The organism is Bradyrhizobium liaoningense (assembly GCF_018130955.1).
Lineage (GTDB): Bacteria > Pseudomonadota > Alphaproteobacteria > Rhizobiales > Xanthobacteraceae > Bradyrhizobium > Bradyrhizobium liaoningense_C.
In genome coordinates, this window is record NZ_JAFCJM010000001.1 from 22,046 (window position 1) to 48,914 (window position 26,869).

25 protein-coding genes are annotated in these 26,869 nt (G+C 64.3%); 17 read left to right on the plus strand and 8 right to left on the minus strand.

The genetic code is table 11. From position 1 onward, the window contains the following. Positions 1-166 precede the first annotated feature (166 nt). From JQ632_RS00110 to JQ632_RS00125, 4 genes are read right to left on the minus strand one after another with little or no spacing between them, the layout of a single operon-like run. Positions 167-880, minus strand: a complete 714-nt coding sequence (locus JQ632_RS00110) for an ABC transporter ATP-binding protein (protein WP_212400192.1) — start codon at positions 878-880, stop codon at positions 167-169. Continuing rightward, a complete protein-coding gene (locus JQ632_RS00115; protein ID WP_212400193.1) occupies positions 877-2,646 on the minus strand; it encodes an ABC transporter permease subunit in 1,770 nt (589 codons plus the stop codon). Before JQ632_RS00115 ends, JQ632_RS00110 begins: the two co-directional genes overlap by 4 nt. Then, positions 2,643-3,686, minus strand: coding sequence for a branched-chain amino acid ABC transporter permease (locus JQ632_RS00120; RefSeq protein ID WP_212400194.1), 1,044 nt, complete (start codon positions 3,684-3,686; stop codon positions 2,643-2,645). Before JQ632_RS00120 ends, JQ632_RS00115 begins: the two co-directional genes overlap by 4 nt. Positions 3,687-3,728: 42 nt before the next feature. Then, positions 3,729-4,877, minus strand: coding sequence for an ABC transporter substrate-binding protein (locus JQ632_RS00125; protein ID WP_212400195.1), 1,149 nt, complete (start codon positions 4,875-4,877; stop codon positions 3,729-3,731). Positions 4,878-4,903: 26 nt separating this feature from the next. Between JQ632_RS00125 and JQ632_RS00130 the strand changes: the two genes are divergently transcribed. The 8 genes from JQ632_RS00130 to JQ632_RS00165 all read left to right on the plus strand — a co-directional run bounded on the left by JQ632_RS00130 (position 4,904) and on the right by JQ632_RS00165 (position 12,811). Beyond that, the gene (locus tag JQ632_RS00130; protein WP_212400196.1) at positions 4,904-5,371 is read left to right on the plus strand and encodes a hypothetical protein; all 468 of its coding nucleotides are present in this window, start codon (positions 4,904-4,906) and stop codon (positions 5,369-5,371) included. 81 nt (positions 5,372-5,452) lie between these two features. Then, on the plus strand, positions 5,453-6,235 hold the full coding sequence (locus JQ632_RS00135; protein ID WP_212400197.1) for an aspartate/glutamate racemase family protein: 783 nt from the start codon (positions 5,453-5,455) through the stop codon (positions 6,233-6,235). Positions 6,236-6,251: 16 nt separating this feature from the next. Further along, positions 6,252-6,680 carry an organic hydroperoxide resistance protein gene (locus JQ632_RS00140; RefSeq protein WP_312015545.1) on the plus strand — a complete coding sequence of 143 codons (429 nt, stop codon included), beginning with the start codon at positions 6,252-6,254 and terminating at the stop codon, positions 6,678-6,680. A 25-nt stretch (positions 6,681-6,705) separates the two neighbouring features. Continuing rightward, positions 6,706-7,884: a thiolase family protein gene (locus JQ632_RS00145; RefSeq protein WP_212400198.1), complete on the plus strand. Its 1,179-nt coding sequence runs from the start codon at positions 6,706-6,708 to the stop codon at positions 7,882-7,884. Further along, the gene (locus JQ632_RS00150; protein ID WP_212400199.1) at positions 7,881-9,122 is read left to right on the plus strand and encodes an SDR family NAD(P)-dependent oxidoreductase; all 1,242 of its coding nucleotides are present in this window, start codon (positions 7,881-7,883) and stop codon (positions 9,120-9,122) included. Before JQ632_RS00145 ends, JQ632_RS00150 begins: the two co-directional genes overlap by 4 nt. Before the next feature lie 35 nt (positions 9,123-9,157). After that, the gene (locus tag JQ632_RS00155; RefSeq protein WP_212400200.1) at positions 9,158-9,940 is read left to right on the plus strand and encodes a cyclase family protein; all 783 of its coding nucleotides are present in this window, start codon (positions 9,158-9,160) and stop codon (positions 9,938-9,940) included. 57 nt (positions 9,941-9,997) lie between these two features. Beyond that, entirely contained in the window at positions 9,998-11,155 is a 1,158-nt protein-coding gene (locus JQ632_RS00160) for an ABC transporter substrate-binding protein (protein ID WP_212400201.1), read from the plus strand. A gap of 24 nt (positions 11,156-11,179) precedes the next feature. Further along, a complete protein-coding gene (locus tag JQ632_RS00165) occupies positions 11,180-12,811 on the plus strand; it encodes an ATP-dependent acyl-CoA ligase (RefSeq protein WP_249151173.1) in 1,632 nt (543 codons plus the stop codon). Here the strand turns inward: JQ632_RS00165 and JQ632_RS00170 are convergent. Together JQ632_RS00170 and JQ632_RS00175 are read right to left on the minus strand one after the other, a co-directional pair. Beyond that, the gene (locus JQ632_RS00170; protein WP_212400203.1) at positions 12,808-13,314 is read right to left on the minus strand and encodes a MarR family winged helix-turn-helix transcriptional regulator; all 507 of its coding nucleotides are present in this window, start codon (positions 13,312-13,314) and stop codon (positions 12,808-12,810) included. The genes JQ632_RS00165 and JQ632_RS00170 overlap by 4 nt on opposite strands. A 92-nt stretch (positions 13,315-13,406) precedes the next feature. Further along, positions 13,407-13,604 (minus strand): hypothetical protein, encoded by a 198-nt coding sequence (locus JQ632_RS00175; protein ID WP_212400204.1) that lies wholly within the window; start codon positions 13,602-13,604, stop codon positions 13,407-13,409. Here JQ632_RS00175 and JQ632_RS00180 point away from each other — a divergent pair. Genes JQ632_RS00180 through JQ632_RS00190 form a run of 3 tightly spaced genes read left to right on the plus strand, consistent with a single transcriptional unit; the run spans position 13,597 to position 17,569 of the window. Further along, a complete protein-coding gene (locus JQ632_RS00180; RefSeq protein WP_212400205.1) occupies positions 13,597-15,915 on the plus strand; it encodes a bifunctional salicylyl-CoA 5-hydroxylase/oxidoreductase in 2,319 nt (772 codons plus the stop codon). The two genes, JQ632_RS00175 and JQ632_RS00180, sit on opposite strands and share 8 nt — an antisense overlap. 16 nt (positions 15,916-15,931) lie before the next feature. Next, positions 15,932-17,110: an acyl-CoA dehydrogenase family protein gene (locus JQ632_RS00185; protein WP_212400206.1), complete on the plus strand. Its 1,179-nt coding sequence runs from the start codon at positions 15,932-15,934 to the stop codon at positions 17,108-17,110. 18 nt (positions 17,111-17,128) lie between these two features. Next, the gene (locus JQ632_RS00190) at positions 17,129-17,569 is read left to right on the plus strand and encodes a RidA family protein (protein WP_212400207.1); all 441 of its coding nucleotides are present in this window, start codon (positions 17,129-17,131) and stop codon (positions 17,567-17,569) included. On the opposite strand, the gene JQ632_RS00195 is transcribed toward JQ632_RS00190, so the two are convergent. Both JQ632_RS00195 and JQ632_RS00200 read right to left on the minus strand, forming a co-directional pair. Beyond that, positions 17,566-17,874, minus strand: a complete 309-nt coding sequence (locus tag JQ632_RS00195) for a DUF2249 domain-containing protein (RefSeq protein WP_409363457.1) — start codon at positions 17,872-17,874, stop codon at positions 17,566-17,568. The two genes, JQ632_RS00190 and JQ632_RS00195, sit on opposite strands and share 4 nt — an antisense overlap. Positions 17,875-17,915: 41 nt before the next feature. Next, on the minus strand, positions 17,916-18,791 hold the full coding sequence (locus tag JQ632_RS00200) for a hypothetical protein (RefSeq protein ID WP_212400208.1): 876 nt from the start codon (positions 18,789-18,791) through the stop codon (positions 17,916-17,918). Between the two features lie 177 nt (positions 18,792-18,968). On the opposite strand from JQ632_RS00200, the gene JQ632_RS00205 reads away from it, so the two are divergent. From JQ632_RS00205 to JQ632_RS00230, 6 genes are read left to right on the plus strand one after another with little or no spacing between them, the layout of a single operon-like run. Further along, positions 18,969-21,242 carry a 4Fe-4S binding protein gene (locus JQ632_RS00205; protein ID WP_312015549.1) on the plus strand — a complete coding sequence of 758 codons (2,274 nt, stop codon included), beginning with the start codon at positions 18,969-18,971 and terminating at the stop codon, positions 21,240-21,242. 17 nt (positions 21,243-21,259) lie between these two features. Further along, on the plus strand, positions 21,260-23,209 hold the full coding sequence (gene nosZ, locus JQ632_RS00210) for a TAT-dependent nitrous-oxide reductase (RefSeq protein ID WP_212400209.1): 1,950 nt from the start codon (positions 21,260-21,262) through the stop codon (positions 23,207-23,209). Between the two features lie 13 nt (positions 23,210-23,222). Then, positions 23,223-24,584: a nitrous oxide reductase family maturation protein NosD gene (locus JQ632_RS00215; RefSeq protein WP_212400210.1), complete on the plus strand. Its 1,362-nt coding sequence runs from the start codon at positions 23,223-23,225 to the stop codon at positions 24,582-24,584. Next, the gene (locus JQ632_RS00220) at positions 24,581-25,492 is read left to right on the plus strand and encodes an ABC transporter ATP-binding protein (protein WP_212400211.1); all 912 of its coding nucleotides are present in this window, start codon (positions 24,581-24,583) and stop codon (positions 25,490-25,492) included. Before JQ632_RS00215 ends, JQ632_RS00220 begins: the two co-directional genes overlap by 4 nt. Beyond that, a complete protein-coding gene (locus tag JQ632_RS00225; RefSeq protein WP_212400212.1) occupies positions 25,489-26,316 on the plus strand; it encodes an ABC transporter permease subunit in 828 nt (275 codons plus the stop codon). Before JQ632_RS00220 ends, JQ632_RS00225 begins: the two co-directional genes overlap by 4 nt. Continuing rightward, the gene (locus JQ632_RS00230) at positions 26,313-26,864 is read left to right on the plus strand and encodes a nitrous oxide reductase accessory protein NosL (RefSeq protein WP_212400213.1); all 552 of its coding nucleotides are present in this window, start codon (positions 26,313-26,315) and stop codon (positions 26,862-26,864) included. The genes JQ632_RS00225 and JQ632_RS00230 overlap by 4 nt, the downstream gene beginning before the upstream one ends. The last annotated feature ends 5 nt before the right edge of the window (positions 26,865-26,869 follow it).

The following is a 26,869-nucleotide window of genomic DNA, read 5'->3' on the forward strand; positions in this document are numbered from 1 at the left end:
GCGAAGCGGCGCATGGAGAGCCTCGAAGGATGAACGGCGCCGATGCAGCCGGGCCGTCGCCCTTCGAGGGCCGCTGAAGAAGCGGCCGCCTCCAGCGACAATGGCTTCGCCATTGCGCGGGGGTGACGGATCGAGACTTCGGCCCGCAGTGAGGCTGCGTGTCGCCTCAGTGCCCGCCGAGATAGGCGCTGATCAGCCTGGGATCATGGATCAGGTCCTTGGCCGGGCCTGATTGCACGACCTCGCCGGTTTCGAGCACATAGCCGTAATCGGCCGTCTCGAGCGCGGCGCGGGCATTCTGCTCCACCAGCAGGATCGAAACGCCGAGATCGCGCAAGGAGGCGATGGTGCGAAAGATCTCGCGCACGATCAGCGGCGCGAGACCGAGGCTGGGCTCGTCCAGCATCAGGAGTTTTGGCTTCGCCATCAGTGCCCGGCCGAGCGCGAGCATCTGGCGCTCGCCGCCTGAAAGCGTGCCTGCCGCCTGGCGCTGGCGCTCCTTCAGGCGGGGGAAGCGGTCGTAGACCTCGTCCAGCGTCTTCGCCACGCCGGAGCGGTCGCGCAGGCTGTAGGAGCCGAGCAGGAGGTTGTCGGCGACCGACATGTCCGAGAACAGCTCGCGCTTCTCCGGCACCAGGCACAGCCGGCGCTCGACGCGGTCCTCGACCGGGATTTTTCCGATGTCGTTGCCCTGGAAGATCATGCGGCCGCGCGAGGCCAAGAGGCCGATCGCGGCCATCAGCAGCGTGGTCTTGCCGGCGCCGTTCGGGCCGATGACGGTGACGATCTGGCCTTCCTCGACCGAGAGCGAGACGTTCCGGACAGCCTCGACGTTGTCGTAGCAGACGGTCACGTCGGTCATGGAAAACATCGCGGTCATGCGACGCCTCCGAGATAGGCCTCTTGCACCCGTTCGTCGCTGCGGATCGCGCTCGGCGGGCCCTCGCAGAGCTTTGAGCCGAAATCGAGCACCACGATGCGGTCGACCAGCGACATCACGAACTCCATGTCGTGCTCGACGATCAGGATGGTGAGATGATCCGCCCGCAGCGAGCGCAGCAGCTCGGCAAGCCGCAGCTTCTCCTGGCGGCGCAGACCCGCCGCCGGCTCGTCGAGCACCAGCAGCGCCGGGTCGGCGGCGAGCGCGCGCGCAATCTCGAGGATGCGCTGGTTGCCGAGGGGCAGGTTACCCGCGAGCTCAAAAGGCTTGTCGCCGAGCCCGACGCGCTCGAGCTGCATCAAAGCTTCGTGCCGGGCGCTAGCTTCCTCGCGCTGGTTGAGGCGGAAGGCGCCCGCGAAGAGCCCGGTGCGGGTGCGGGCATAGGTGCCGAGCATCACGTTTTCCAAGAGGCTCATGCGCGGCCGCAGCTTCACATGCTGGAAGGTGCGCGCGATGCCGGCCTTGGCGATCCGCGCCTGCGGGTCGCGCGTGATCGGGCGTCCCGCAAACACGATGTCGCCCTTGTTGACCCGGAGCGCGCCGGTCAGGCAGTTGAACATCGTGCTCTTGCCGGCGCCGTTCGGGCCGATGACCGCGAGGATCTCGCCGGAGCGCACGTCGAAGCTGACATTGTTGACCGCGATCAGACCGCCGAACCGGCGTTCGGCGCCGTCGACCTTCAGAAGCAGCTCGCCCGGTTTGGGCTGCGAACGGCGCGGCAATGGCGGTGCCGGCTGCGGCCGCTCGCGCTTGGCCTTCGGCAGGTAGCGCGCCACGAACGGCACGATGCCTTGCCGCGCCCATTGCAGGAACAGGATGAACAGCGCGGAGAAGGCCACGATCTCGAGCTGGCCGGATGCGCCCTTGGCGATCAGCGGCAGATAGTCCTGCACGCTGTTCTTCAGCAGCGTGACGATGGCAGCGCCGACGACGCCGCCGAGCAGGCTGCCCGCGCCGCCGACCATCGACATCATGAGATATTCGATGCCCATGCCGGCATCGAACGGTCCAGGGCTGATGAAGCGGCTGAGATGGGCGTAGAGCCAGCCGGAGAGCGAGGCCAGGAACGCCGCGATCACGAAGGTCGCGAGCTTGATCCGGAACGCATTGATGCCGAGGCTCTCGACCAGCGTGTTGCCGCCGCGCAGCGCGCGCATGGCGCGGCCGAGCCGGGAGTCTAGCAGGTTGTAGCCGAGGACGAGAACCGCGGCGACGATGCCCCAGATCAGGAAGTAGATCTGCGAGCTCGTGACCAGCGCATAGGGCCCCAAGCTGATCGGCGGGATCGACGCGATGCCGTTGAAGCGGCCGAGCCCCTCGACATTGCCGAACAGGAATCCGATGGCGAGACCCCATGCGACGGTAGAGAGCGACAGGAAATGACCCTGAAGCCGCAAGGTGACGACGCCCAGAATGGTCGCGACGCCGCAGGTCAGGACAACGCCGAACAGCAGGCCGAGCCAGGGCGATTGACCGTTGAGGGCGGATACCCACGCGGTTGCGTAGGCGGCGACGCCGACGAAGGCCGCCTGTCCGAACGACACGATGCCGCCGACGCCGGTGAGCAGCGCGAGCCCAATCGCGACCAGAGAATAGATGCCGATATAGTTCATCAGCGTGATGCTGAACGGGCTCAGCACGAAGGGGGCAGCCGCGAGGCACACCACGGCCGCGAGCGCGGCGAGCTGGATCTGAAAACGCGTCATTCCTCGATCTCCTCCTCGGAATGCAGCGAGGCGAGGGATCGCCAGATCAGGATCGGGATCAGCAGCGAGAACACGATGACATCCTTGAGCGCACTGCTCTCGAACGAGGCGAAGCTCTCCAGGATGCCGACGCCGACGGCGCCGATCACGGCCCCGGGATAGCTGGTCATGCCGCCGACGATGGCGCCGACAAAGGCCTTGAGGCCGATCAGGAAGCCGGAATCGTAGAAGACGGTGTTGACGGGCGCGATCAAAATGCCGGAGACGCCGGCCATCAGCGAGCCCAGGAGATAAGCGATGGTGCCGGCGCGCGCGGGCCTGATTCCCATCAGGCGGGAGCCGGTCCGGTTCACGGCGGTGGCGCGCAGCGATTTGCCGACCAGCGTGTAGTCGAAGAAGAGATAAAGGAGGCCACTGAACACCAGCGCTGCGATCACGATCAGCATGGTCTGACCCGAGATCAAGACGCCCGCGAACTCGGTCGAGAGCGAGGTCAGCGGTTCGGTCCGCACACCCTCGGGGCCGAAGAACAGCAGACCCAGGCCGACGAGGGCAAAGTGCAGTGCGACCGAGACCGTCAGCAGCAACAGCACCGTGCCATCAGCGATCGGGCGGAACACGATGCGGTCGAGCAGCGGGGAGATCGGCATGATGAGCATCAAGGCAAGCACGAGCCGGACGGCGAGCGGCGGGTCGAGCCGCATCGTGAGCCAGGCCGCGCCGACCACCGCGAGGGGAAGCACGAGGTAGAAGGCGAGCGCGCGGGGCAGAAGCCGGAACTCGCCGGCGCGCAGCAGCGAGAGGATTTCGATCAGGGTAGCGAGGCAGGCGAGGATCACGACCAGCGCGCCGGTTCCCGGAAAGCGCTTGGCATCGAGCGCCGCCAGCGTCAGCGCGGTAAACGCCGCGATGTCGCCGAAGGGAATGAAGATGACCCGCGTCACCGTGAAGATAAGGACGGTCCCGATCGCCACCAGCGCATAGACTGCGCCGGTGGCGATACCGTCGATCCCGAGGATGGCTGCGATGTCGCTCGTCATGGAGACGTGGTTTCCTCGTTCTGGCCGCCTGTTGCCTTCAGACTACGGCGCGTACTTCCAGGCGCCGCCGGTCAGGCGCACCACGACGAGCGCACGCTCGTCGACGCCGGTCACCGCACCGGGCTTGAAGTTGTAGACGGCATGCACGCCCGGCAGCTCCTTGGTCGAAAGGATCGCGTCGCGCAGCGCGGCGCGGAATTCGGCCGTGCCGGGCTTTGCAGTCTTGAGCGCACGTTCGGCGGCGTTGGCAAAAATCAGCCAGGCGTCGAAGGAATAGGCGGAGAAGCCGTCGGTGGTCGGGATGTTGTGGGTCTTCTGGTAGACGGCGCGGAAATCCAGCGCGATCTTCTTGGCAAAATGCTCGTCGGGCAGCTGCTCGGCCACGATCACGGGGCCGGCAGACACCTGGATGCCGTCGGCCGCCTTGCCGCCGACATTGACGAAATCAGGATTGACCAGCGCCACCGTTCCGTAAGTGTTACCCTTGAAGCCGCGTTCGGCAAGCGTGAGGAGCGGCAGCGCGCCTTGCGTGCCGGAGCCGCCGATCAGCACGGCGTCGGGACGGGCGGCCATCACCTTGAGGATCTGCGCAGTCACCGAGGTGTCGGTGCGGGCATAGCGCTCGTTGGTCTGGATCTTGATGTCGTCGATCGGCTCGGCCGCCTTGGCGCCGTTATAGACGAGGTCGCCCCAGGCATCGGAGAAGCCGATATAGCCGATGTTCTTCATGTTATCGCGCTTCATGCGGTCGGCGACGATCTTGACCAGCAGCGATGCCGGCTGCGGCACCGAGACGACCCACTGTTCCGGCGATTCCGGCAGCTTGCCGATCGGGGAGACCGCGATCATCGGCACCTTCAGTTCGCTCGCGACCGCCGCCATGGCGATGGTGGAGGGGGCAGTGGCCGTACCGATGAGAAGGTCGACCTTCTCTTCCTCGACGAGCTTGCGCGCATTGCGGGTCGCGGCGGACGGATCCGAGCCGTCGTCGAGCTGGATCAGGCGGACTGTCTCGCCGTTGATCGTCTTCTTGTACTCATATGCGGCATTGATGCCGCGCCCGTAGGGGATGCCGATCGACGAGCCGTTGCCGCTCAGTGACGTCACGAAGCCGATGGTGATGTCGGCCTGCGCGGCTGGTGCCGCCAGCACGCCGGCAGCAAGTGCGAGGAAGCTCAGAGTCTTGCGCATACGCGTTCTCCTCCGTTGATAAGGATATGAAAGGCCGATCGGAAAATGTTCCTGCAGCGCCGAACGCCGGGCGCGACCAAAGGCAGTTCGTTTCGCCCGATGTCAGCGGCCATGGCGACGCCGGCCGCTCGAATGGCGAAGATCGGACGATTTGCGGAGCGATGAGAGGTCGTTGCCACGGTCGCGATACGCGACTGGCGATGCTGCTACCGGCCGTTCAGGTCCGGCGACTGTCCGCACGATTGAGTTTCTCAAAATCGGTGCCCTGCAACATCATTGTCATGGCCACCGGCTCCCGACCGGTGGAGGATTACTTAAAGCCTAAAGTAATATCTGGGCGGCCGTCAACAGGTGTCACGGGGCTGTTAGAAAAAAATGTCGTTGCATACAATTTCGCCCGCATCCGCCAAATCCTTGATCACGGACCCTCGCAAAAGGGGCCTACTGGCTGTTGCAGTGCGATGCGCCTCGCCGACGTCGGCGCGCCCATTTGACGCGCCAATTAGTTTATGGTTGAAATATATTCATCGGCAGCCGACGACCGATCCTCCCATGACCGTTTGAGGAGAAGGACGATGCGCATCTTCTGGCAAAGCTTCGTGGATGCGAGCGTGAACGCGCCCTACTTGGCGCTGCTGTCCGAATACCTCAACAACATCGCAGCCCCCGGCACGACGGTGCACGTCGAGGGGATCTCGCCGCCGGACCGCGAGTTCGGCCGGCTCGCCGAAATGCGCTGCGCGATTCAGGCCATCGACAACGGCCTCGCCGCCGAAGAGGGCGGGTTCGATGCCTTCGTCATGGGGCATTTCCAGGATCCCGGTCTGTACGAGCTGCGCTCGGCGCTCGACATTCCCGTGATCGGGACCGGCGAGGCGACGCTGCTTGCGGCCTCGCAGCTTGGCCGGCGTCTTGGCCTCGTGACGCTCGATCCCGTGTTCGAGGTCTATCACTATGAGCAAGCCGAGCGTTACGGCATCGGCGAGCGCGTCGTTCACGTCACAGGGCTCGGCTGCAAGCCGGAGGATTTTGCGAGTGCATTCGCGGGCGATCAGGCCGCGCACGCCCGCATGGTCGAGGATTTCGTCGCTTGCGCGCAGCCGCTGGTCGCGCGCGGCGCCGACGTCGTGATCCCCGCCGGCGTGCTGCCGGGCCTTCTGATTGGACGCGAGCATGGCTTGAAGATCGGGCATGCGCCCGTGGTCAATTGCGCGGCGGTGGCGTTGAAGAGTGCCGAGATGTGGGTGCAACTCCGCCAACTCAACGGTACCGAGCCGAGCCGCGGACCCAGTTTCAAGCGCGCCAGCGCCCAGGCCCGCAGCGATTTCCGCGCGTTGCTCGCGCGTAAGCGAAGTTAGAGTCGGGAGAGCGGACATGATGACGCCTGAAAAAATCCTCTACGAGACCGAAGTGACGGCGACCGGCGGCCGCGACGGCAAGGCCGCGAGCGCCGATGGCCTGCTGTCGGTGTCGTTGTCCCTGCCCAAGTCGCTGGGCGGCCCAGGTGGCGAGGGCACCAATCCCGAGCAGCTCTTTGCGGCCGGCTATGCCGCGTGCTTTCTCGGAGCGGTCAAGCTCGTGGCGCGCACAAGGAAGGTCGTGCCGTCTGCGGAGCCGTCGGTGACTGCGAGGGTCGCGATGGGGCCGGTTCCGGTCGGCTATGCGCTTGCCGTCGAGCTGAAGGTCAGTCTGCCCGGCATCGACAGGCCGACAGCGGAAGCGGTCGTCGCGGGCGCACACGAGCGTTGTCCCTATTCGAACGCAACGCGCGGCAATATTGACGTCAAGCTCACGGTGATCTGAGGCGCATGAGCGAGGCAGGCGAGCTGTGACGACTTCGTTGCGCACACCCTATGACAGCGTCGTGATGGCCGCGCCCGTCACCGTCCCCTATGCGCGCTACTCCATTGAAAGCGCGCAGTGGTGGATCGGTCGCGCGCTCGCCGGGCTCGTCGCGCAGGCCGGCATCAAGGCGTCCGACATCGACGGTCTCTGCGTCTCCAGCTTCACTATGGGTACGGACAGCGGCGTTGGCTTGACGCAGCATTTTGGCCTCTGCGTGCGCTGGCTGGATACGATTCCGCTCGGCGGTGCCAGCGCCATCGCGGCGCTGCGCAAGGCGGCGCGCGCCGTGCAGGCGCGGGACGCCGACATCGTGGCGTGCGTTGCTGGTGACACCAACCACGTCGATTCCTTCCGCCTGACGCTCGAGAATTTTTCGCGCTTCAATCAGGACGCGGTCTACCCTTACGGCGCGGGCGGCGCCAATTCGAGTTTTGCGCTCATTGCCCGCAACTACATGCGGACCTTTGGCGTCACGCGCGAGGACGTCGGCAGGATCGCGGTGGCCCAGCGCGCCAATGCGTTACGCAACCCGCACGCGCTGATGAAGGCGCCGCTCACGATCGAGCAATATCTGGCGGCCCGCCCGATTTCGGACCCCATCCATCTCTTCGACTGCGTGATGCCCTGTGCCGGTGCCGAGGCGTTTTTGGTGATGCGGGACGAGACGGCGAAATCGCTGGGGCTGCCGGCCGCAAGACTTCTGTCGACGATCGAGCGCCACAACGCGTTCGCCGACGATCCCATGCAGGTGCGCGGCGGCTGGGCGATGGATGTCGGCGAGCTCTACACGATGGCCGGCGTAGGCCCCGACGATCTCGATATTGTGCAAACCTATGACGACTATCCTGTCATCACGATGATGCAGTTCGAGGATCTCGGCTTTTGCGCGAAGGGCGAGGGCGCCGCCTTCGTGCGCGCGCATGACCTGACCATCAACGGCGACTTCCCGCACAACACCTCGGGCGGCCAGCTCTCGGCCGGACAGGCCGGCGCCGCTGGTGCCTATCTCGGGCTCGTCGAAGGGCTGCGGCAGGTGCTGGGAACCGCCGGTCCCACGCAAGTGAAGAACGCGAGCCTCGGTTTGGCCTCCGGTTTCGGTATGATCAATTATGACCGCGGCCTCGCCTCCGGCGCCGCGATCTTTGCAGGGCCTTCGCGATGATCGATCCGATTGAGCCGCCCAAGCGCAAGAATCCGCTGTTGCGGACGCGGCTGCCGACGGCGCCGCCGCGGCCGCGCAGCCGGCGATCGCACGGCTTCACCCGCGCCGCCGCCGAAGGCCGCTTCATGCTGCAGCGCTGCGAGGCCTGCGGCAGCTTTGCCTATCCGGCGCGCGAGGCGTGTCCGTCTTGCCTGTCGGCCGATCTCGCATTCGTCGATGCACCACGCCGGGGCGTGTTGCTTGCGGAGACCACCGCGCGCGTACCGAGCGATGTCTACTTTCGCGAGCGGGCGCCCTGGCGCATCGGCCTCGTCAAGATGGACTGCGGCCCGACCATCGTGGCGCATCTCCATGCCGATTGTTCAGAGGGTGCGGCTATCAGCATGTCGCTCCAACTCGACAAGAGCGGTCAGGCGGTGGCCTTTGCCCGACCGGAGGGGGAGACTCCCAACATGGCAGACGACAGGCAGTGGCGGGAAATGACGGCCGATCCAAAATTCAGGCGCGTGCTCGTGACCAATGGCCGGACCGTCGTCGGCCAGGAGGCCGTCGCCGCGCTGAAGGCAGCCGGCGCAAAGACAGTGTTCGTCGGCGTCGCGGAACCGTGGCGGCCGTTCGCCGGCGAGAAGCTGCTGCGAGGACAGGACGGGATCGAAATCGTCGCTTTGGATGCGGCGGATGAGAAATCCGCCGCCGATCTCGCGGCCGATATCGGTGGCAAGGTCGATATCCTCGTCAACACGACGGAGCATGTGCGGCCCGGCGGCTTGCTCGACCGCCGGGGCACGAGCATCGCGCGGGACGAGATCGATCAGGCCTATCTCGGCTTCATCAATCTCGCCCAGGCCTTTGGGCCCGCGATGCGAATGCGCGGCGCCGACGGTATCAACAACAGCGTTGCCTGGGTCAACATCCTCTCGGTCTATGCGCTCGCGAATTGGCCGGCCTTCGGCTCCTATTCGGCGTCGCAAGCGGCGTGCCTGTCGCTGTCGCATTGTCTTCGCAGTGAACTGAGGCCCGGGGGCGTCAAGGTCATGAACCTCTTCACCGGGCCGGTCGATACCGAATGGTTTCAGACCGTGCCGCCGCCAAAGGTCGCGCCGCGTGCGATCGCGCAGGCCATCGTGTCAGGGCTCAGGAGCGGACTGGAAGACATGTATGTCGGGGATGTCGCCGAAGAAATCCGGCAGCGTCTCGCGGCCAATCCGAAAGCGCTCGAGCGTGAGCTCGACAGGTAAAAATCGAAACTTCAACCAAGCCGGAGGATGTGACGATGCAAACCAAGAGTCTCCTGGAGCTGGCAAGTGCGGTTTCTTCCGGCGCGGTGCGCGTCGTCGACCTCACCTTCACGCTCAGTCCGGATTTCCCCGTCATTGTGCTGCCGCCGGAGTTTGGCCAGGCCGCACCGGTGCGCATCCAGGAGATCTCGCGTTACGACGGTCGCGGTCCTGCCTGGTACTGGAATAATGTCACCTTCGGCGAGCACACCGGCACGCATTTCGACGCACCGATCCACTGGTTCACCGGCAAGGATCTTCCGAACAATGCGGTCGACACCATGCCGGCCAAGGACATGATCGCGCCGGCCTGCGTGATCGACTGTTCCGCGCAAGCCGCAAAGGACCCGGACTTTTTGCTGACCGTGCCTGTCGTCGAGGCCTGGGAAGCCCAGCATGGAAAGATTCCCGCACGTCACTGGGTTCTGCTGCGGACAGACTGGTCCAAGAAGGGCTGGCGCGACTATGCCAACCTCAGGGATGACGGCGCACATACGCCGGGCCCGAACCCGGCCGTGATGAAGTGGCTGGTCGAGGAGCGCAGCGTCATCGGCTTCGGCACCGAGACGATCGGCACGGATGCGGGGCAGGCCGGGCATATGGACCCGCCTTATCCTGCGCATCATTTTTTGCACGGGGCCGGCCGCTATGGCCTGCAGTGCCTCTGCAACCTGGACCAGCTTCCTGCTACTGGCGCGGTCATCGTGGCTTCGCCATTGAAGATCCAGAACGGTTCCGGCAGCCCGCTCCGCGTCATCGCGTTGGTCGGCGCGAGCTGAAGCGAACCGATGGCGCTTGCCAAACAGAACAAGAAACCCTCACGAAAGACAGGTGCCATGAACTTGCTCAAGACCCTGCTGGTCTCGACCACTCTGCTCCTCGTTGCGCCCCAACTTGCGCAGGCGGAGATTCTCGTCGGCTTCGTCACAGCCCTCAGCGGGCCGGTGTCGTCGATCGGCATTCCGAACGGCAAGGGCATCGCGGCGGGCCAGGCCTATGTCGGCGAGATCGACGGCGAGAAGTTGCGCATCATCCAGCTCGATGACGCCTCCGATGCGACCGCATCGACGCGCAACGCGCGCAAGCTCGTCGAGCAGGAGAAGGTCGACATCCTCATCGGCACGTCGGGGGCACCGCAGACGCTGGCGATGGCGACGGCCGCGATCGAGATGAAGGTGCCGATGATAGCGGTGTCGCCGATCGCACCCGTGCCGCCAGGCGAGGGCGGGCCGTGGGTGGTTCAGACACCGCAGCCGACGCCGCTGCTCGTCCAGGGCATCGTCGACCACATGAAGGCGAAGGGCCTCAAGACCGTCGCCTTCATCGGCTTCTCCGATGCGTTCGGCGATCTCATGTACAATTCGCTGGAGCAAGCTGCGAAGACGGCCGACATCAAGGTCATCGCCAACGAACGCTACGCACGGTCCGACTCCTCTGTGACGGCGCAGGTGCTGCGCGCACTCGCGGCCAGACCCGACGGAATCATGCTCGGCGGCACGGGAACGCCGGGTGCGCTGCCGGTCATCGCGCTGTCCGAGCGCGGATACAAGGGGCCGCTCTATGGCAATCACGGCCTGATCAGCGCCGACTTCCTGCGCCTGGCCGGCAAGGCGGCCAATGGCATCATCTGTCCCACCGGGCCGGTGACGGCCGCCGAGCAGTTGCCGGCGAGCAATCCGATCCGGAAGGTCGCGCTGGCGTTTCGCGCAGCGTTCGAGAAGGCGAACGGCGAAGCGCCGACCGACTCGTTCTCGTCCTACTCCTTCGATGGCTGGCTGGTGTTCGCTGACGCTGCCAAGCGCGCGATGGCGACCGGCGCTAAGCCGGGCTCGCCGGAGTTTCGCACCGCGCTGCGTCAGGCGCTGTTCACGACCAAGGAGGTGGTGGGCACGCAAGGCGTCTACACCTACATGCCGGCGGATCGCCATGGCGTCGACGACCGCTCGCGCATCCTGGTCCAGATCGAGGACGGCAAATACAAGCTGTTGCCCTGAGCGAACGTTGTGACGGAGGGCAATTTGCAAACAAGGGTCGGAGAGGGCGCCGGGACGCCAGCCTGGGCGCACGCGGTCGAGCTGTTTCCGCCGCCGGACCGCATCCTCTCGACGATCCTGACGCGGCAGGCCGAGCGCTACGGCGACCGCCTTCTGCTGGTTGCCGGTGAGACGCGCTGGACCTACACGCAGGCTGCGGCGATCGCGGCCGCATCTGCGCAGACGCTCATCGACGCCGGGATCAAGCCTGGCGACCGGGTCGCGCTGATGTGCTCGAACCGGCCGGAGTTCCTTCAGGTCTATCTCGGCTGCGCCTGGCTCGGCGCGATCGTCGTGCCGATCAACACCGCGCTGCGCGGCTTCCAGCTCTCACACATCATGCGTAATTCGCGGCCCGCGCTGCTCGTCGTCGAGGCGCCGTTCCTGGCCGCATTTGACACCGTCGATGCAGCGGTCCAACTGCCGTCGCAAACGTGGCTCATCGGTTCTGCCGACACGACCAATGCCACGAGGATTTTGCCAGTACCGTTGCCAGCGATCGGCTCAAGCGCTTCTCCCGGCGCTGTGCGGCCCGGCGACACCGTCGCCATCCTCTACACATCAGGCACCACGGGTCCCGCAAAAGGGGTGTGCTGTCCGCAGGCGCAGCTGTTCTGGTGGGGCATCTATTCCGCGCGAGCTCTGGGCATCCGCGAGGGCGACGTGCTGTTCACGACGCTGCCGCTGTTTCACACCAATGCGCTGAATGCGTTCTATCAGGCCATGCTGAACGGATGCACCTACGTGCTGGAGCCGAAATTCTCGGCATCCGGCTTCTGGGCCGCAGCGCGGCGGCACGAGGCGACCGTCGGATATCTGCTCGGCGCAATGGCCTCGATGCTGCTGGCGCAGCCGGCGACAACAGATGATTCCGCGCATGGCCTTCGCGTCGCGCTCGGCGGCGGCGTGCCGCCGCAGATCCACAAGCCGTTCCTCGAACGGTTCGGCGTGCCGCTGGTCGACGGTTACGGCTCGACCGAGACCAATTTCGTGTTCGCAGGCACGATCCCGTCGGATCGTCCGGGGACGATGGGCTATCTCGCTGACGGCATTGAAGCGCGGATCGTCGATGAGAATGATTCCGAACTTGCCGATGGGCAGGCGGGCGAGCTCGTGCTGCGCGCCAAGGAGCCCTTCGCCTTTGCGACCGGATATTTCGGCATGCCGGAGAAGACGGTCGAGGCGTGGCGAAACCTGTGGTTCCACTCCGGCGATCGCGTTGTGCGCGATGCGGACGGGCACTATCGCTTCATCGATCGTATGAAGGATTCGATCCGCAGGCGCGGCGAGAACGTGTCTTCGTGGGAGGTCGAGCAGACCGTTTTGTCTCATCCAGCAGTCGCGGCCTGCGCGATCTATCCGCTGCCGTCGGAGCTAGGGGAGGACGAGGTCGCAGCCGCAATTCTGCTGGAGCCCGGTCAATCGCTCGATCCCGTCGACATCGTCAGGCATTGCGAAGGGCAGATCGCCTATTTTGCGATTCCCCGTTACGTGCGCATCGTCAGCGCGATGCCGCTGACGGAAAACGGCAAGATCAAGAAGGGCACACTGCGCGAGGCGGGCGTCACCGCGGACACGTGGGACCGAGAAGCCGCCGGGATCAAGGTGCGACGTTAGGACTTGTGCAGGGCGTCCCGGACGGCGCCCTTGAGCTCGTCGAGCTCGTCGATCAAGCCGTCGAGCCGCTCGGTCGGAAATTCGGCCAGCAGTTCGGCAAGCCACGAGCCATGGCTCTTGGCCATGCGGCGGAAAGCTTTTCGGCCCTCGACCGTCATGCAGACGATCTGCACGCGCCGGTCCAGGTTCGACGGCGTCCTTGTGATGTAGCCGTCCTCGACCAGGCGGTCGACGATCGGCGTGAGGTTGCCGGCCGACACCATCAGCCGCTTGGGCAGCTCGCCCAGCACGAGCCCGCTCGGCTCGCGGTCGAGCTGGGCGAGGACGTCGAAGCGGGGCATCGTGAAGTCGAATTCCTCGCGGAACCTTCGCCGCAATTCCCCCTCGATCAGCGTCGCGCAGGCCAGCAGCCGCAGCCACAGCCGGGTCTGGGCCCTGTACTCGGCCTCCTGATCGGCGCCGTTCTTGGGCGAAACGGGCGGGGACTCCTTAGCGACTGCCAAATCGGATCTCCTGGTCCCCGGCCTGTCGTAGGCCTGAGGCGGTTCTCGTGGTTGGGTGGCAAGATAGTTCGTGCCAAAAGTAATTTCAAGGCTCACTCGGCGCGCCGGCGAATCGACTCTTCCTTGCCCTGAATTGCGAGCTTATCACTAGAGTGATGCTGCTGCGCCCGGTTCGCTGGGGAGCCGCCCAGAAGCGCCTTGACAATCGCCTCGTCGAGGAAATATTTTATGCTTAAAATAATTTCGGTCAGCCCACGGCGCGACGCGCGAAAGCGAGGGATCATGCGCATAGTCTGTATCGGCGGCGGCCCGGCCGGGCTCTATCTGGGCCTCCTGATGAAGCGCCGGCATCCCGAGCATGTCGTCTCGGTGGTCGAGCGCAACAAGCCCTACGACACGTTCGGCTGGGGCGTGGTGTTCTCCGATGCCATGATGGCCGCGATGCGGATTGCGGATCCGGAAAGCGCTGTCGAAATCGAGGACGCCTTCAACCATTGGGACGACATCGAGCTCGTCTTCAAGGGCACGCGCCAGCGCACCACCGGCCATGGCTTCATCGGCATCGGCCGCAAGCATCTGCTCAACATTTTGCAGCGGCGCTGCGAGGCGCTTGGTGTCGAGCTCGTCTTCGAGCGCGATGTGGATTCCGATCTCGAATTCCCGGACGCCGACCTGATCGTCGCCTGCGACGGCGTCAATTCAAAGATTCGCGCACACTATGCCGAGCAGTTCCAGCCGGACATGGTGATCCGGCCGAATCGCTACATCTGGCTCGGTACCAAAAAACTGTTCGACGCCTTCACCTTCGATTTCCAGAAGACCGAGCACGGCTGGTTCCAGGCGCACATCTACAAGTTCGACGGCGAGACCTCGACCTTCATCGTCGAGACCACGGAAGAGGCCTACAACGCCCACGGCCTCGGCGAGCTCGATCAGCAGGGCTCGATCGATTTCTGCGAGAAGATTTTTGCCGAGACGCTGGACGGCGCAAAGCTCCTGACCAACGCGCGCCATCTGCGCGGCTCGGCCTGGCTCAATTTCAGCCGGCTGATCTGCGGCAAATGGAGCGTGTTCAACGGCCGCTCGCATGTCGTGCTGATGGGGGATGCCGCGCACACCGCGCATTTCGCCATCGGCTCCGGCACCAAGCTCGCGCTCGACGACGCCATCGAGCTCGCTAACCAGTTCGACCGTCACGGCCACGACCGCGCCAACATCCCGGCCGTGCTGGAAGCCTATGAAGAGGTGCGCCGTGTCGACGTCGCGCGGATCCAGAACGCCGCGCGCAACGCCATGGAATGGTTCGAGGTGGTGGGCCGGCGCTATGCCGATACGCTGGAGCCTCCGCAATTCTTCTATTCCATGCTGACGCGCTCGCAGCGCATCAGCCACGAGAATTTGCGCCTGCGCGACCGGACCTGGCTCGAAGGCTTTGAGCGCTGGTTCGCCGCACGTGCGGGTATCAATCTGCGTGACGGCGAACGGGTGCCGCCGCCGATGCTGACGCCGCACCGTGTGCGCGGGCTGTCGCTTGCGAACCGCATCATGGTTTCGCCGATGGCGATGTATTCGGCAAAGGACGGGCTGATCAACGACTTCCACATCGCCCATCTCGGCGCGCGCGCCATGGGCGGAGCCGGGCTGATCTTTGCCGAGATGACCTGCGTCTCGCCGGATGCGCGGATCACGCCGGGCTGTCTCGGGCTCTGGAACGACGCGCAGGCTGCGCAGTGGCGCCGCCTGGTCGATCTCGTCCATGGCGTCGGACACGCCAAGGTGGGCATTCAGCTCGGCCATGCCGGGCGCAAGGGCGCGACCAGGGTGCCTTGGGAGGGGATCGACCAGCCGCTGGTATCAGGCGATTGGCCGCTGATCTCGGCGTCGGCTCTGCCGTATCTGCCCCACAGCCAGTTGCCGCGGGCGATGGATCGCGGCGACATGGACCGCGTGCGCGACGACTTTGTCGCGGCGACGCGTCGCGCCGCCGAGGCCGGTCTCGAATGGCTCGAGCTGCACTGCGCCCACGGCTACCTGCTGTCCAGCTTCCTCTCGCCGCTGACCAATCGGCGCACCGACGAATATGGCGGCAGCCATGAGAACCGCGCGCGTTTTCCGCTTGAAGTATTCAAGGCCATGCGCGCCGCATGGCCATCCGACCGGCCGATGTCGGTGCGCCTGTCGTGTCATGACTGGACCGAAGGCGGCAACACGCCGGCGGATGCCGCGGTCTTCGCGGGTATGTTCAAGGAGGCCGGCGCCGACGTGATCGACTGCTCGTCGGGTCAGGTCTGGAAGGAGGAGCGGCCGGTCTATGGGCGCCTGTTCCAGACGCCGTTCGCCGATCTGATCCGCAACGAGGTCGGCATCGAGACCATCGCGGTCGGCGCGATCTCCGAGGCCGACCATGCCAACTCGATCCTCGCTGCGGGTCGCGCCGATCTCTGCGCCATCGCGCGGCCGCATCTGGCCGATCCTGCCTGGACGCTGCACGAGGCCGCGCGCATCGGCATATCAGCGGTCGAGTGGCCGAAGCAATATCTGTCCGCCAAGGGACAGTATGAAACCAATCTCGCGCGCGCCGCCGCAGCGGCTGCGCAGTAGGCAGGGGAGGCAACCGATGAGCTCCGTTGTAAAGGCCATCAGGCGCGACTGGCTGGACTGGCCGTTCTTCGAGTCGCGTCACCGCACCATCGGCGAGTCGCTCGACCGTTTCGTCCAGTCGGGCGCGCTCGACAAGATCGACCACGGCGATGTCGACGGCGCCTGCCGCAAGCTCGTGCGGGCGATGGGCGAAGCGGGCCTGCTCGATTGCGCGGTCGCGGCGCCCGATGGCGATGCGGCCACGATCGACTCGCGCTCGATCTGCTTGTCGCGCGAGTCGCTCGCTTATGCCGACGGCCTTGCCGACTTCGCCTTCGCGATGCAGGGGCTCGGCTCCGGCGCGATCGCGCTCGGCGGCTCGGCGGAGCTGCGCAAGGCGGTGCTGCCAAAAGTGCGCTCGGGCGAATGGCTCTCGGCCTTTGCCCTGTCGGAGAAGGAGGCGGGCTCCGACGTCGCGGCGATGTCCTGCACCGCCCGTGCCGCGGGCGACGACTATATCATCGATGGCGAGAAGACCTGGATCTCCAACGGCGGCATTGCCGACGTCTACACGTTGTTCGCGCGGACCGGCGAGGCGCCGGGTGCCCGCGGCATTTCGGCTTTTGTCGTATTCCCTGACGATCCCGGGTTCAGCATTGCCGAGCGCATCGACGTCATCGCTCCGCATCCGCTCGCCACGCTGCGTTTTCAGAATTGTCGCATTCCGGCAAGTCGCCGCCTCGGTGCGCCCGGTGGCGGGTTCAAGCTCGCGATGCAGACGCTGGACATTTTTCGCGCGTCGGTTGCGGCCGCCGCCCTCGGTTTCGCGCGACGCGCACTCGACGAGGCGCTGTCGCATGCCCGCAACCGGCACATGTTCGGTGCGACGCTCGGCGATCTCCAGCTCACGCAAGCCGCGCTCGGCGATATGGCGACCGACACCGACGCGGCTGCGCTGCTGACTTACCGCGCGGCGTGGCGCCGCGACGTCCAGAAGCTGCCCACCACGCGCGAGGCTGCGATGGCCAAACTGACGGCCACCGAGACCGCGCAGCGTGTCATCGATCACGCCGTGCAGATGTTCGGCGGTCGCGGCGTGCGCAAGGGCGAGGTCGTCGAAAGCCTCTACCGCGAAATCCGCGCGCTGCGCATCTACGAGGGTGCGACCGAAGTGCAGAAACTGATCGTTGCGCGCGAGCTCTTGAAGCCGCGCTGAGAGGATAGAGAAAGATCGATGAGTGCGATAAGACAGCCGGCCGCCACCGCGTCCGCCAAGAACAACGGTTTAGAGGTGCTTCAGCCGAGCGGCTGGCCGCAGCCGAAGGGATATGCCAACGGTATGATGGCCGACGGACGCTACGTCGTCACCGGAGGCGTCGTCGGCTGGGACGCTTCTGGCCGGTTTGCCGACGGCTTTATCGCACAGGTCCGCCAGACGCTCGAGAATATCGTCGCAATCCTGGCCGAAGGCGGCGCCCGACCGGACCATCTGGTGCGGCTGACCTGGTACGTCGTCGATATGGACGAGTACGTCGCCAATCTCAAGGCGCTCGGCAAGGTCTACCGCGAAGTCGTCGGCACCCACTATCCCAGCATGGCGCTGGTGCAGGTCGTTCGCCTCGTCGAGCCGACCGCGCGCGTCGAGATCGAGGCGACGGCAGTCGTGCCGCGCTAATCGCCCGGCGCGAGAGGAGCGGAACGGCCGACGCAAACACGCCAGACATCCGGGCCTCTCTCGACATAATCCCAGGTGAAGGCGCCTGGGTATCTGACATCGAACAGGTAGCGCAGCGGACGCGGGTCGTGGTCACTCACGACACAGAAGAACTCTCCCAAGTCCAGCCGATCAAATGTGCCGAAGATCAACGGATGACGCCTCGGCCGCGGGATTGTGCGGACATCGATCATTGCCCCTTCAGGCGGGTGATCGACAAGCTGATGTTGTTTCATGAACGCAACGTCGGCCGAGATGGCGATCACGTCTTTGTCGCAGCGCAACCGCTGGAGACGTTAGCTGCCTATCATCGAGCTAGGGATGCGATGGTCCGAAGGTCCGCCAGCCGAGCGATGGAGCGCGCCGCGAGCTGCTGAGCCAGTTCCAGCCGGGATTGGTCGACGGCTTTGTCGGCTTCATTTAGATAAATCGAAGACAATTGCTCGGCGTGGCGAAGCGCGCGACGCTTGATCTCGTCGAGTGACTCGACGTGCGGCAGCTTGTCATTTGTCTCGGGGATCGGCCCCTGTGAGCCGATCATGGACAGGAGGTGTTGTCGCTGCGGCGCGGGCGCGTCCTGCAACCACCGATAAATGTCCCGGAGAAGAAGGCTTTCAAGCAGCGCTGCCGAGGACAGCTCAGCAGCTGCCGGCGCGTCTCCGGCAAGAGCCTCTTTTCGTTCAGTCCGCCATGCCTGGCGGCGTTCGCGGCGAAGCAGATTGCCGTCGCGCAACGCCTCGCGGGCCATACTCTCGGCAGCGGCGCGTACGTTTGCCGTTTCCGCGAGCGCTGCAACATAAGTCCAGAAGATGAAAGCACGTTCGCGGTGCCTGACGGCAAGGGCCCATGCGCCATAGGCAGTTGAGAGAAGCGAGTTCTCGAGATCGGAAAGCTCTTCCGCGGGAACCAGGTCCACCGGTATCCAGCGGAGATCGGCCGAAGCCGTCGGACGTCCAATGGCAGCGATGCAGGCTTCCTCGATCGCCTGGGCGCGGTCTTGTTCCCGCTCGCTCAACACTTCGAATACGCAGCGGACGGGCTCGAACGCCTTGTCTCCGGCCGCCGCGAGCTTGCCATAATGCTGCGCGGCCTTCTTTGTTTGGGTGCTTGCAATCGCAAAGAGTTCGCCGATGTTCCGGACCGGAGCGGGCGGTTCTGCGGCCAACAGGGGTTCGCTGCGCATCTTGGGTTCCAATCAGGCCACCGAGCTTGGCCTGATCCGCGCCGCACGTCAATTTGAGATAGCGCAAAGGGGAGCCCGGTCGAGCTGTTACAAGGAGCGCGATTCAGAACAACGGCGTTCTGCTAACTGGAAGCGGCGCCCTTGAGAAAGTACTTCAACATCCAACTGTTTTTGGGTGTGGCCCTGGCCATTTTCGGCTGGATCGCCTTTGGCTGTCCGGCTCATGCGGCCAGCAGATTGACTGACTATCTGCCGAAGGCGGAACCGGGCGAACTGGTTCCCGGTGCAAACCGATTGGGATCGCCGCAAGGCGATCCGGCAATCGTACCGGCATACCGAGACGACCGGCTTCTCGGCTTCGTGTATCTGAACTCGGACTTCGCCAACGCAACCGGCTACTCCGGCAAGCCGATTCAGCTACTTGTCGGAATCAACCCGAAGGGCGTGCTTACCGGCCTCAAGCTGGTCGAGCACAAGGAACCCATCGTTCTCGTCGGTATTCCGGAAAAACGTATCCTGGAAGCCGTCAACAAGCTGATTGGCACCGACATGGATCCCGTCGTGCGCGGCGTGGTGCCCGCGCCGCAGGTCGATATTGTCAGCGGCGCGACGGTGACCGTTCTGGTGATGGGGGACAGCATAGTCCGATCCGCGACCAAGCTCATCAAGAGTGGTCGTCTCGGTGCTCCGGCCAATGCGCCCGCCGGTGCAGCGCCTCAAGCCGCCAAAGCGATTGATCCCGGCAAGAGCGCGATCCGCGATTGGCAAAGCCTGGTCGGTGACGGCTCCGTTCGCCGCCTCACTCTCTCCCTTGCCGATGTTAATCAGGCATTCGAGAAATCCGGCAACGCGGCCGCAGCTGCCCGTCCGGAAGAGGGAGAGCCTGGCGACACCTTCATCGACCTGTATGTCGCCGACGTCGCGGTGCCGACCATCGGCCGCAGCCTGCTCGGCAACGACGGGTACGATCGCCTGAGCGCGAGGCTCAAGCCGGGCCAGCAGGCTCTCGTCGTTGCGGGGGCAGGCCGCTACTCCTTCAAGGGGGCCGCTTACGTTCGCGGCGGGATCTTCGACCGGATCGAACTCATCCAGGAAACTAACAGCATTCGTTTCCGCGATCGCGACCACACCCGGCTGGGCAGCCTCGAAGCCGAGGGCGCGCCCGACTTTCCCGAGATTGCACTTTTCATCGTGCCGGCTGAGTTCAATTTCGATCCGACTGAACCGTGGACGCTGCAACTGCTGGTGCAGCGCGTCGTGGGCGCGCGCGAAAAGGCATGGGTGACCTTCGAACTGGGATATGCGTTGCCCGATGTCTACGTGAAGCGCGAGCCGGTCAAGCCCGCGGCGCAACCGTCAGCAGCCCAGCCGGCCAAGATGCCGGGCGGGGCGCCCGTATCGACGGCAGACCAGCACGGCGCCGCGGCGACCCCTGCCGCCGAGGACGAGCCGCTGTGGATGAAGATCTGGCGAGGCGACATCGTCAAGATCGGCACGACGGTGCTTGCGCTTGGCGCGCTCACGCTGATCTTCTTCTTTCAGAATCAACTCGTGCGCCGCCCGCAGGTCTACACCTGGGTGCGCCGGGCTTACCTCGCGTTCATCCTGGTATGGCTTGGCTGGTACGCGAATGCACAGTTGTCGGTGGTCAACGTCCTGACGTTCGCCAATTCACTATTGACCGGCTTCAGCTGGGAATACTTCCTCTCCGCGCCGCTGATCTTCCTGCTGTGGTGCTCGATCGCCGCCGGGCTGCTGTTCTGGGGACGCGGCCCGTTCTGCGGCTGGCTCTGTCCGTTCGGCGCGTTGCAGGAGCTGCTCAACAACGTCGCGCAGGCGGTGAATATCCCGCAATATCGATTGCCATGGGGTCTTCATGAGCGGCTGTGGCCGCTCAAATACATCATCTTCCTCGGCCTGTTCGGGATGTCGTTGTACTCGACGGCGTTTGCGGAGCAACTCGCGGAAGTCGAGCCTTTCAAGACGGCGGTCATCCTGAAGTTCGCGCGCGAATGGCCGTTCGTCATCTACGCGTTGACACTTCTATCGGCGGGATTGTTCGTCGAGCGCTTTTTCTGCCGCTACATGTGCCCGCTCGGCGCGGCGCTGGCGATTCCGGGCCGCGTCCGCATGTTCGAATGGCTGCGCCGCTGGCCTGAATGCGGCTCGCCCTGTCAGCGCTGCGCCAACGAATGCCCCGTGCAGGCGATCCATCCCGAGGGACACATCAACGTCAATGAATGCATTTACTGCATGCATTGCCAGGAGCTCTACTTCGACGACCACCGATGCCCGCACATGATCCAGGTTCGGCTGAAGCGCGAGAAGCGCGAAGCGCTGTCGTCGTCGTCGATGCGTAGCGGCGGCAAGGGACCGAGCACGATCATCACCGCGTCCGGCAAGCCAGTTGGCCTGCCACGCGCAGAAGCCGTCACCCCACCGTCAACTTGAGAGCCCAGGAGGCCAACATGAGTGAGAACGAAAATGGAAAATCCGTCAGCCGACGCACTTTGTTAGGGACCACGGCGGCGGCGGCCGGTGTAGGCCTTGCGGGCGGGGTCGGCCTGTCGAGCGACGGCCGCGGCCTCGTTACGACTGCGGATGCGCAGACCAAGACGGCGCCCAAGGCGCCGGCTGCGCGCCCGGCGGTGCAGAAGACCGAGGTGGCGCCAGGCGAACTCGACGAATATTACGTGTTCTTTTCAAGCGGCCAGTCCGGCGAAATGCGCATCGTCGGCCTGCCCTCGATGCGCGAACTGATGCGCGTTCCCGTGTTCAATCGCTGCAGCGCCACAGGATGGGGGCAGACCAACGAAAGCCTCAAGGTGCTGACCGAAGGGATGCAGCCGGCTACGCGCGAATTGCTCAAGAACCGCGGCGGCACGTTCATGAACGGCGACCTGCATCACCCGCACATCACGTTCACCGACGGCACCTATGACGGCCGATATGCGTTCATGAACGACAAGGCGAACACCCGCGTCGCGCGTGTGCGCCTCGATGTCATGAAGTGCGACAAGATCATCGAGTTGCCCAACCAGCATACGGTTCACGGTCTCCGGCTGCAAAAATATCCCCGCACCGGATATGTGTTCTGCAACGGCGAGGACGGCGTGCCGCTCCCGAACGACGGCAAGGTGCTCGACAAACCGAAGGAATACCAGGCGATCTTCACGGCGCTGGACGCCGATACCATGAAGGTCGCGTGGCAGGTGATCGTCGACGGCAATCTCGACAACGTCGATGCCGACTACCAGGGCAAATACGCGTTCTCGACCTGCTACAATGCGGAAGGAGGCGTCACCCTGGCCGAGATGACGGCCAACGAGCAGGATTGGGTCGTGATCTTCAACCTCAAACGGATCGAAGAGGGTGTGAAGAAGGGCGACTTCAAGGAAATGAATGGTGTGCCGGTGCTCGACGGCCGCAAGGGCTCGCCCTACACGCGTTACGTCCCGGTCTCGAACAATCCGCACGGCATGAACACCGCGCCCGACGGCATCCATATCGTTGCGGCCGGAAAGCTGTCGCCGACCGTCACGGTGATGGACGTTCGGCTGTTCGACCAGTTGTTCGACGACAAGATCAAGCCGCGTGACGTCGTTGTGGCCGAACCGGAACTTGGCCTCGGGCCGCTGCATACCGCCTATGACGGCAAGGGCAACGCCTACACGACGCTGTTCCTCGACAGCCAGGTCTGCAAGTGGAACATTGATCTCGCAAAGCGCGCCTTCAAGGGCGAGAAGGTCGATCCCATCATTCAGAAGCTCGACGTTCACTATCAACCCGGTCACAACCACTCCTCGATGGGCCAGACCAAGGAGGCCGATGGAAAGTGGCTGATCTCCCTGAACAAGTTCTCCAAGGACCGCTTCCTCAACGTCGGTCCGCTGAAGCCGGAGAACGATCAGTTGATCGACATATCGGGCGACAAGATGACTCTGGTCCACGACGGTCCGAGCTTCGCCGAGCCGCACGACGCGACGATCGTCCATCGATCCAAGATCAACCCGATCTCGATCTGGGATCGGGCCGACCCGATGTTCGCTGACGCGGTGAAGCAGGCGAAGGCCGACGGGATCAATCTCGAAGCCGACTCGAAGGTCATCCGCGACGGCAACAAGGTCCGCGTCTATATGACCTCGACCGCGCCGGCGTTCGGCCTCGAGACCTTCCAGGTCAAGCAGGGCGACGAGGTGACCGTCTATGTCACCAACATCGACGCCGTGGAGGACCTGACACACGGCTTCTGCATCGTGAACTACGGCATCCAGATGGAGGTTGCGCCGATGGCGACGGCCTCGGTGTCGTTCGCGGCGGATAAGCCCGGCGTCTACTGGTACTACTGCTCGTGGTTCTGTCATGCCATGCATATGGAGATGAAGGGCCGCATGTTTGTCGAGCCAAAGATGGTTTGAACGAGGACAGAACGTGCGTCTTCTGCAACATCTCATTCCGGCGGCGATCTTCGCCGCCGGAGTCATTGGTTCCGCCACCGCGGCGGAGCTGAAAGCTGTTGCGGACCAGCCGCTTCAAGCGGTGCTGGACCGCGCGCAGGACGGCGACGTCGTCAAGCTGGCGCCCGGCGTTTACAAGGGTGGGATCAAGATTGACCGTCGCCTCGTTTTAACTGGGGGACCCGGTGTCGTGCTCAGTGGCGGCGGGTCCGGCAATGTCATCACCGTGGCCGCGTCGGACGTCATCATCCGCGGCATCACCATCAGGGAATCCGGCCGCGATCTCCAGGCCATGAATTCCGGGATATTCCTCGAGAAGACCGCAGAGCGAGCGGTGATCGAAAACAACCGTCTGGAAGGAAACCTGTTCGGCATCTACGTTCACGGCGCGGCGGGCTCCCGCGTCGAACGCAACGTCATCGAAGGAATGCGCGACGAGGGTCGCCGCAGCGAGAGCGGGAATGGCGTGTCGCTCTGGAACGCGCCCGACGTCACCATCGCGGAAAATAGCTTCCGCTATGGTCGAGACGGCATCTTCACGATTTCCAGCCGCAAGGACCGCTTCATCAATAACCGTTTTGAACAGGTGCGCTTTGCGGTTCACTACATGTACACCAACGACAGCGAAGTCAGCGGCAACGTCTCCGTGCGCAACACTGTCGGCTACGCCATCATGTATTCGAACCGACTGGTGATCCGCAACAACATCTCGGATCGTGACCGGGACTACGGGATACTTTTCAACTACGCCAACTACGCCGAGATCGACGGCAACCGGGTCGTTGGCGGACCGTTGGGCAATGTTGCAGTCGACCGCGAAGGTGCGGACGACGAGAAGGAGATGGTGCCCGACATAAGGCCAGTGCGGGATGTTCGCAGCGGGCCGGAAAAGTGCGTGTTCATCTACAACACTAACCACAACAAGTTCCGTAATAACTGGTTCGAACGTTGCGGTATCGGCGTTCACTTCACGGCCGGCTCGGAAGGCAACGAAATTTCCGGCAACGCCTTCGTCGGCAACCGCAACCAGGTGAAATATGTCGGTACGCGTGATCTCGACTGGTCGAAGGGCGGCCGCGGGAACTACTGGAGCGACAATCCGGCATTCGACCTGAACGGAGACGGCATCGCTGACACCGCTTATCGGCCCAACGATCTGGTCGATCGCGTGCTGTGGACGGCGCCGTCCGCCAAGGTTTTGATCAACAGTCCGGCGGTGCAGGTCTTGCGCTGGGCGCAGGCGCAGTTTCCCGCTCTCTATCCCGGCGGCGTCGTCGACAGCCATCCGCTCGTGGCGCCGCCGCCGAAGCCCTCGCTCGCGTGGAGCCGCAGATGACCGCTACCGTGTCCGTGACCGGCGTCGACAAGAACTATCGCAAGGTGCGCGCGCTGCGCGATGTCTCGTTCTCTCTCGTTCCCGGACGGCTGAGCGCGCTGGTCGGCCACAATGGCGCCGGTAAGACCACGCTGATCAAATTGATGCTGGGGTTGATCCGCTCCGATCGCGGTGAAATTCGCGTGATGGGGCAGGACCCGGCGGCGGGCGAGTTTTCGGCACGGCGGCTCCTTGGCTATCTTCCTGAAAACGTCGCCTTCAATGCGGCCCTTACTGGGCGCGAAACGCTGGCGTTCTACGCGCGTCTGAAGCAGATCAAGCCAGCCTCGGCATGGGCGCTGCTCGACCGAGTCGGACTGAGCGATGCCGCCGATCGTCGCGTCGGGACTTATTCCAAGGGCATGCGGCAGCGATTGGGTCTGGCCCAGGCGCTGCTCGGGCAGCCACGCGTGCTGTTGCTAGATGAGCCGACCACCGGACTCGATCCTGCACTGCGGCAGACGTTCTATGAGATTCTGAACGAATTGCGGGACGGTGGCGCCACCGTCCTGATCTCGTCCCACGCACTCAACGAGCTCGAAGATCGTGCGGAGCATGTCCTGATCATGAACCGGGGCCGGCTGGTCGCACAAGGCACTATGGCGGAGTTGCGCTCGCTCTCGCAGTTGCCGATCCGGGTCTCGCTCGATCTGGCGGCCGGCGCCGATGACGCAATTGCCGTCCCGACAGCGGACGAAGCCATTTTTGCCGCGGGCCGCAGAACCGTGCTGGTGGCTGACGAAAAGGGGAAAATGGATCTGCTGCGCGCGGTTGCGAATGATCCCCGTGTCAAGAATATCGAGATTGCGGCACCGACCCTCGATGATCTCTACGCACACTTTCTCAATACGCAGGAGAGGGCCGCGTGAGGACAGTCGCAATCATCGCCTTCAAGGAGATCCAGGAGGGTCTGCGGAATCGCTGGGTATTGGCGACAACACTGCTGCTTGCCGCGCTTGCCTTGTCGCTGACGTTCCTGGGCAGCGCGCCAACAGGCAACGTGGGGGCCGGCGCCCTCGACGTGGTGGTCGTCAGCCTGTCCAGCCTGACAATCTTCTTGTTGCCGCTGATCGCGCTTCTGATCTCGCACGATGCGGTGGTCGGTGAAATGGAGCGGGGCACGATGATCCTGCTGCTGAGCTACCCGGTAGGCCGCGGCCAGGTCATCCTTGGCAAATTCTGCGGTCATGTCCTGATCCTGGCCTTCGCGACGATCCTCGGTTACGGCGCGGCGGCCGCCGCGCTTGCGATCACCGGCGCCTCCGTGTTGGCGGCGAGCTGGTACGCCTTCGCTTCCATGCTTGGGACGTCGATCATGCTTGGGGCTGTGTTCGTGGCGATCGGATACCTGATTAGCAGTCTGGTCCGCGATCGCGGCACCGCGGCAGGTCTGTCGGTCGGCATCTGGCTCTTGATGGTGTTGGTGTTCGATATGGCCTTGCTTGGCATCCTGGTGGTCGACCAGGGACAGATTATCTCGGCGACGGTCCTCGAATGGCTCCTGTTCCTCAATCCCACTGATCTTTACCGTCTGGCGAATCTCACCGGTTTCAATGTGAGCCAGTTTTCCGGCATGGCCGGGCTGTCGGGAACGGCGACCACCGGCATTGCTGCGCTATTGCTGGGGCTGCTGGTCTGGATCGTGGCGCCGCTCGGGCTTGCGACAACCTTCTTCGCACGGAGGGAACTATGACCCCAAGATCGGTCGGTGCGATCATCATCGCGGCGTTGCTTCTCGTTGGCTGCAATCCGGACAGCGGCAACACCAACATGCCGCCGCCATTTGCGCTGACCCGCGATGCGATGGGCGTCTTTTGCGGCATGAACCTGACCGAGCATCCCGGACCCAAGGGGCAGATCATCACGGCGGGCCGCATCGATCCGTTCTGGTTCTCCTCGGTCCGGGATACCGTGGCGTTCACGTTGATGCCCGATCAGCCACGCGACATCCGTGCGATCTATGTCTCGGACATGTCCCGCGCGACGAGTTGGGAGGACCCTGGCGCAACGAACTGGATCGACGCGCGGAAAGCGTTTTTCGTGATCGAAAGCCGCAAGCAGGGCGGCATGGGTGCGGCGGAGGCGGTCCCATTCGGCAACCGGGCGGCAGCCGACGGCTTCGCAGCCGACAATGGCGGGCGAGTGGTGACGCTTGCGGAAATTCCCGGCGCGTACGTGCTGGGGAGTGATACGGCAGGCGGGTCGGTCGAACATGATCGTGGGGATGTCAGGCTCAACTGAGGATC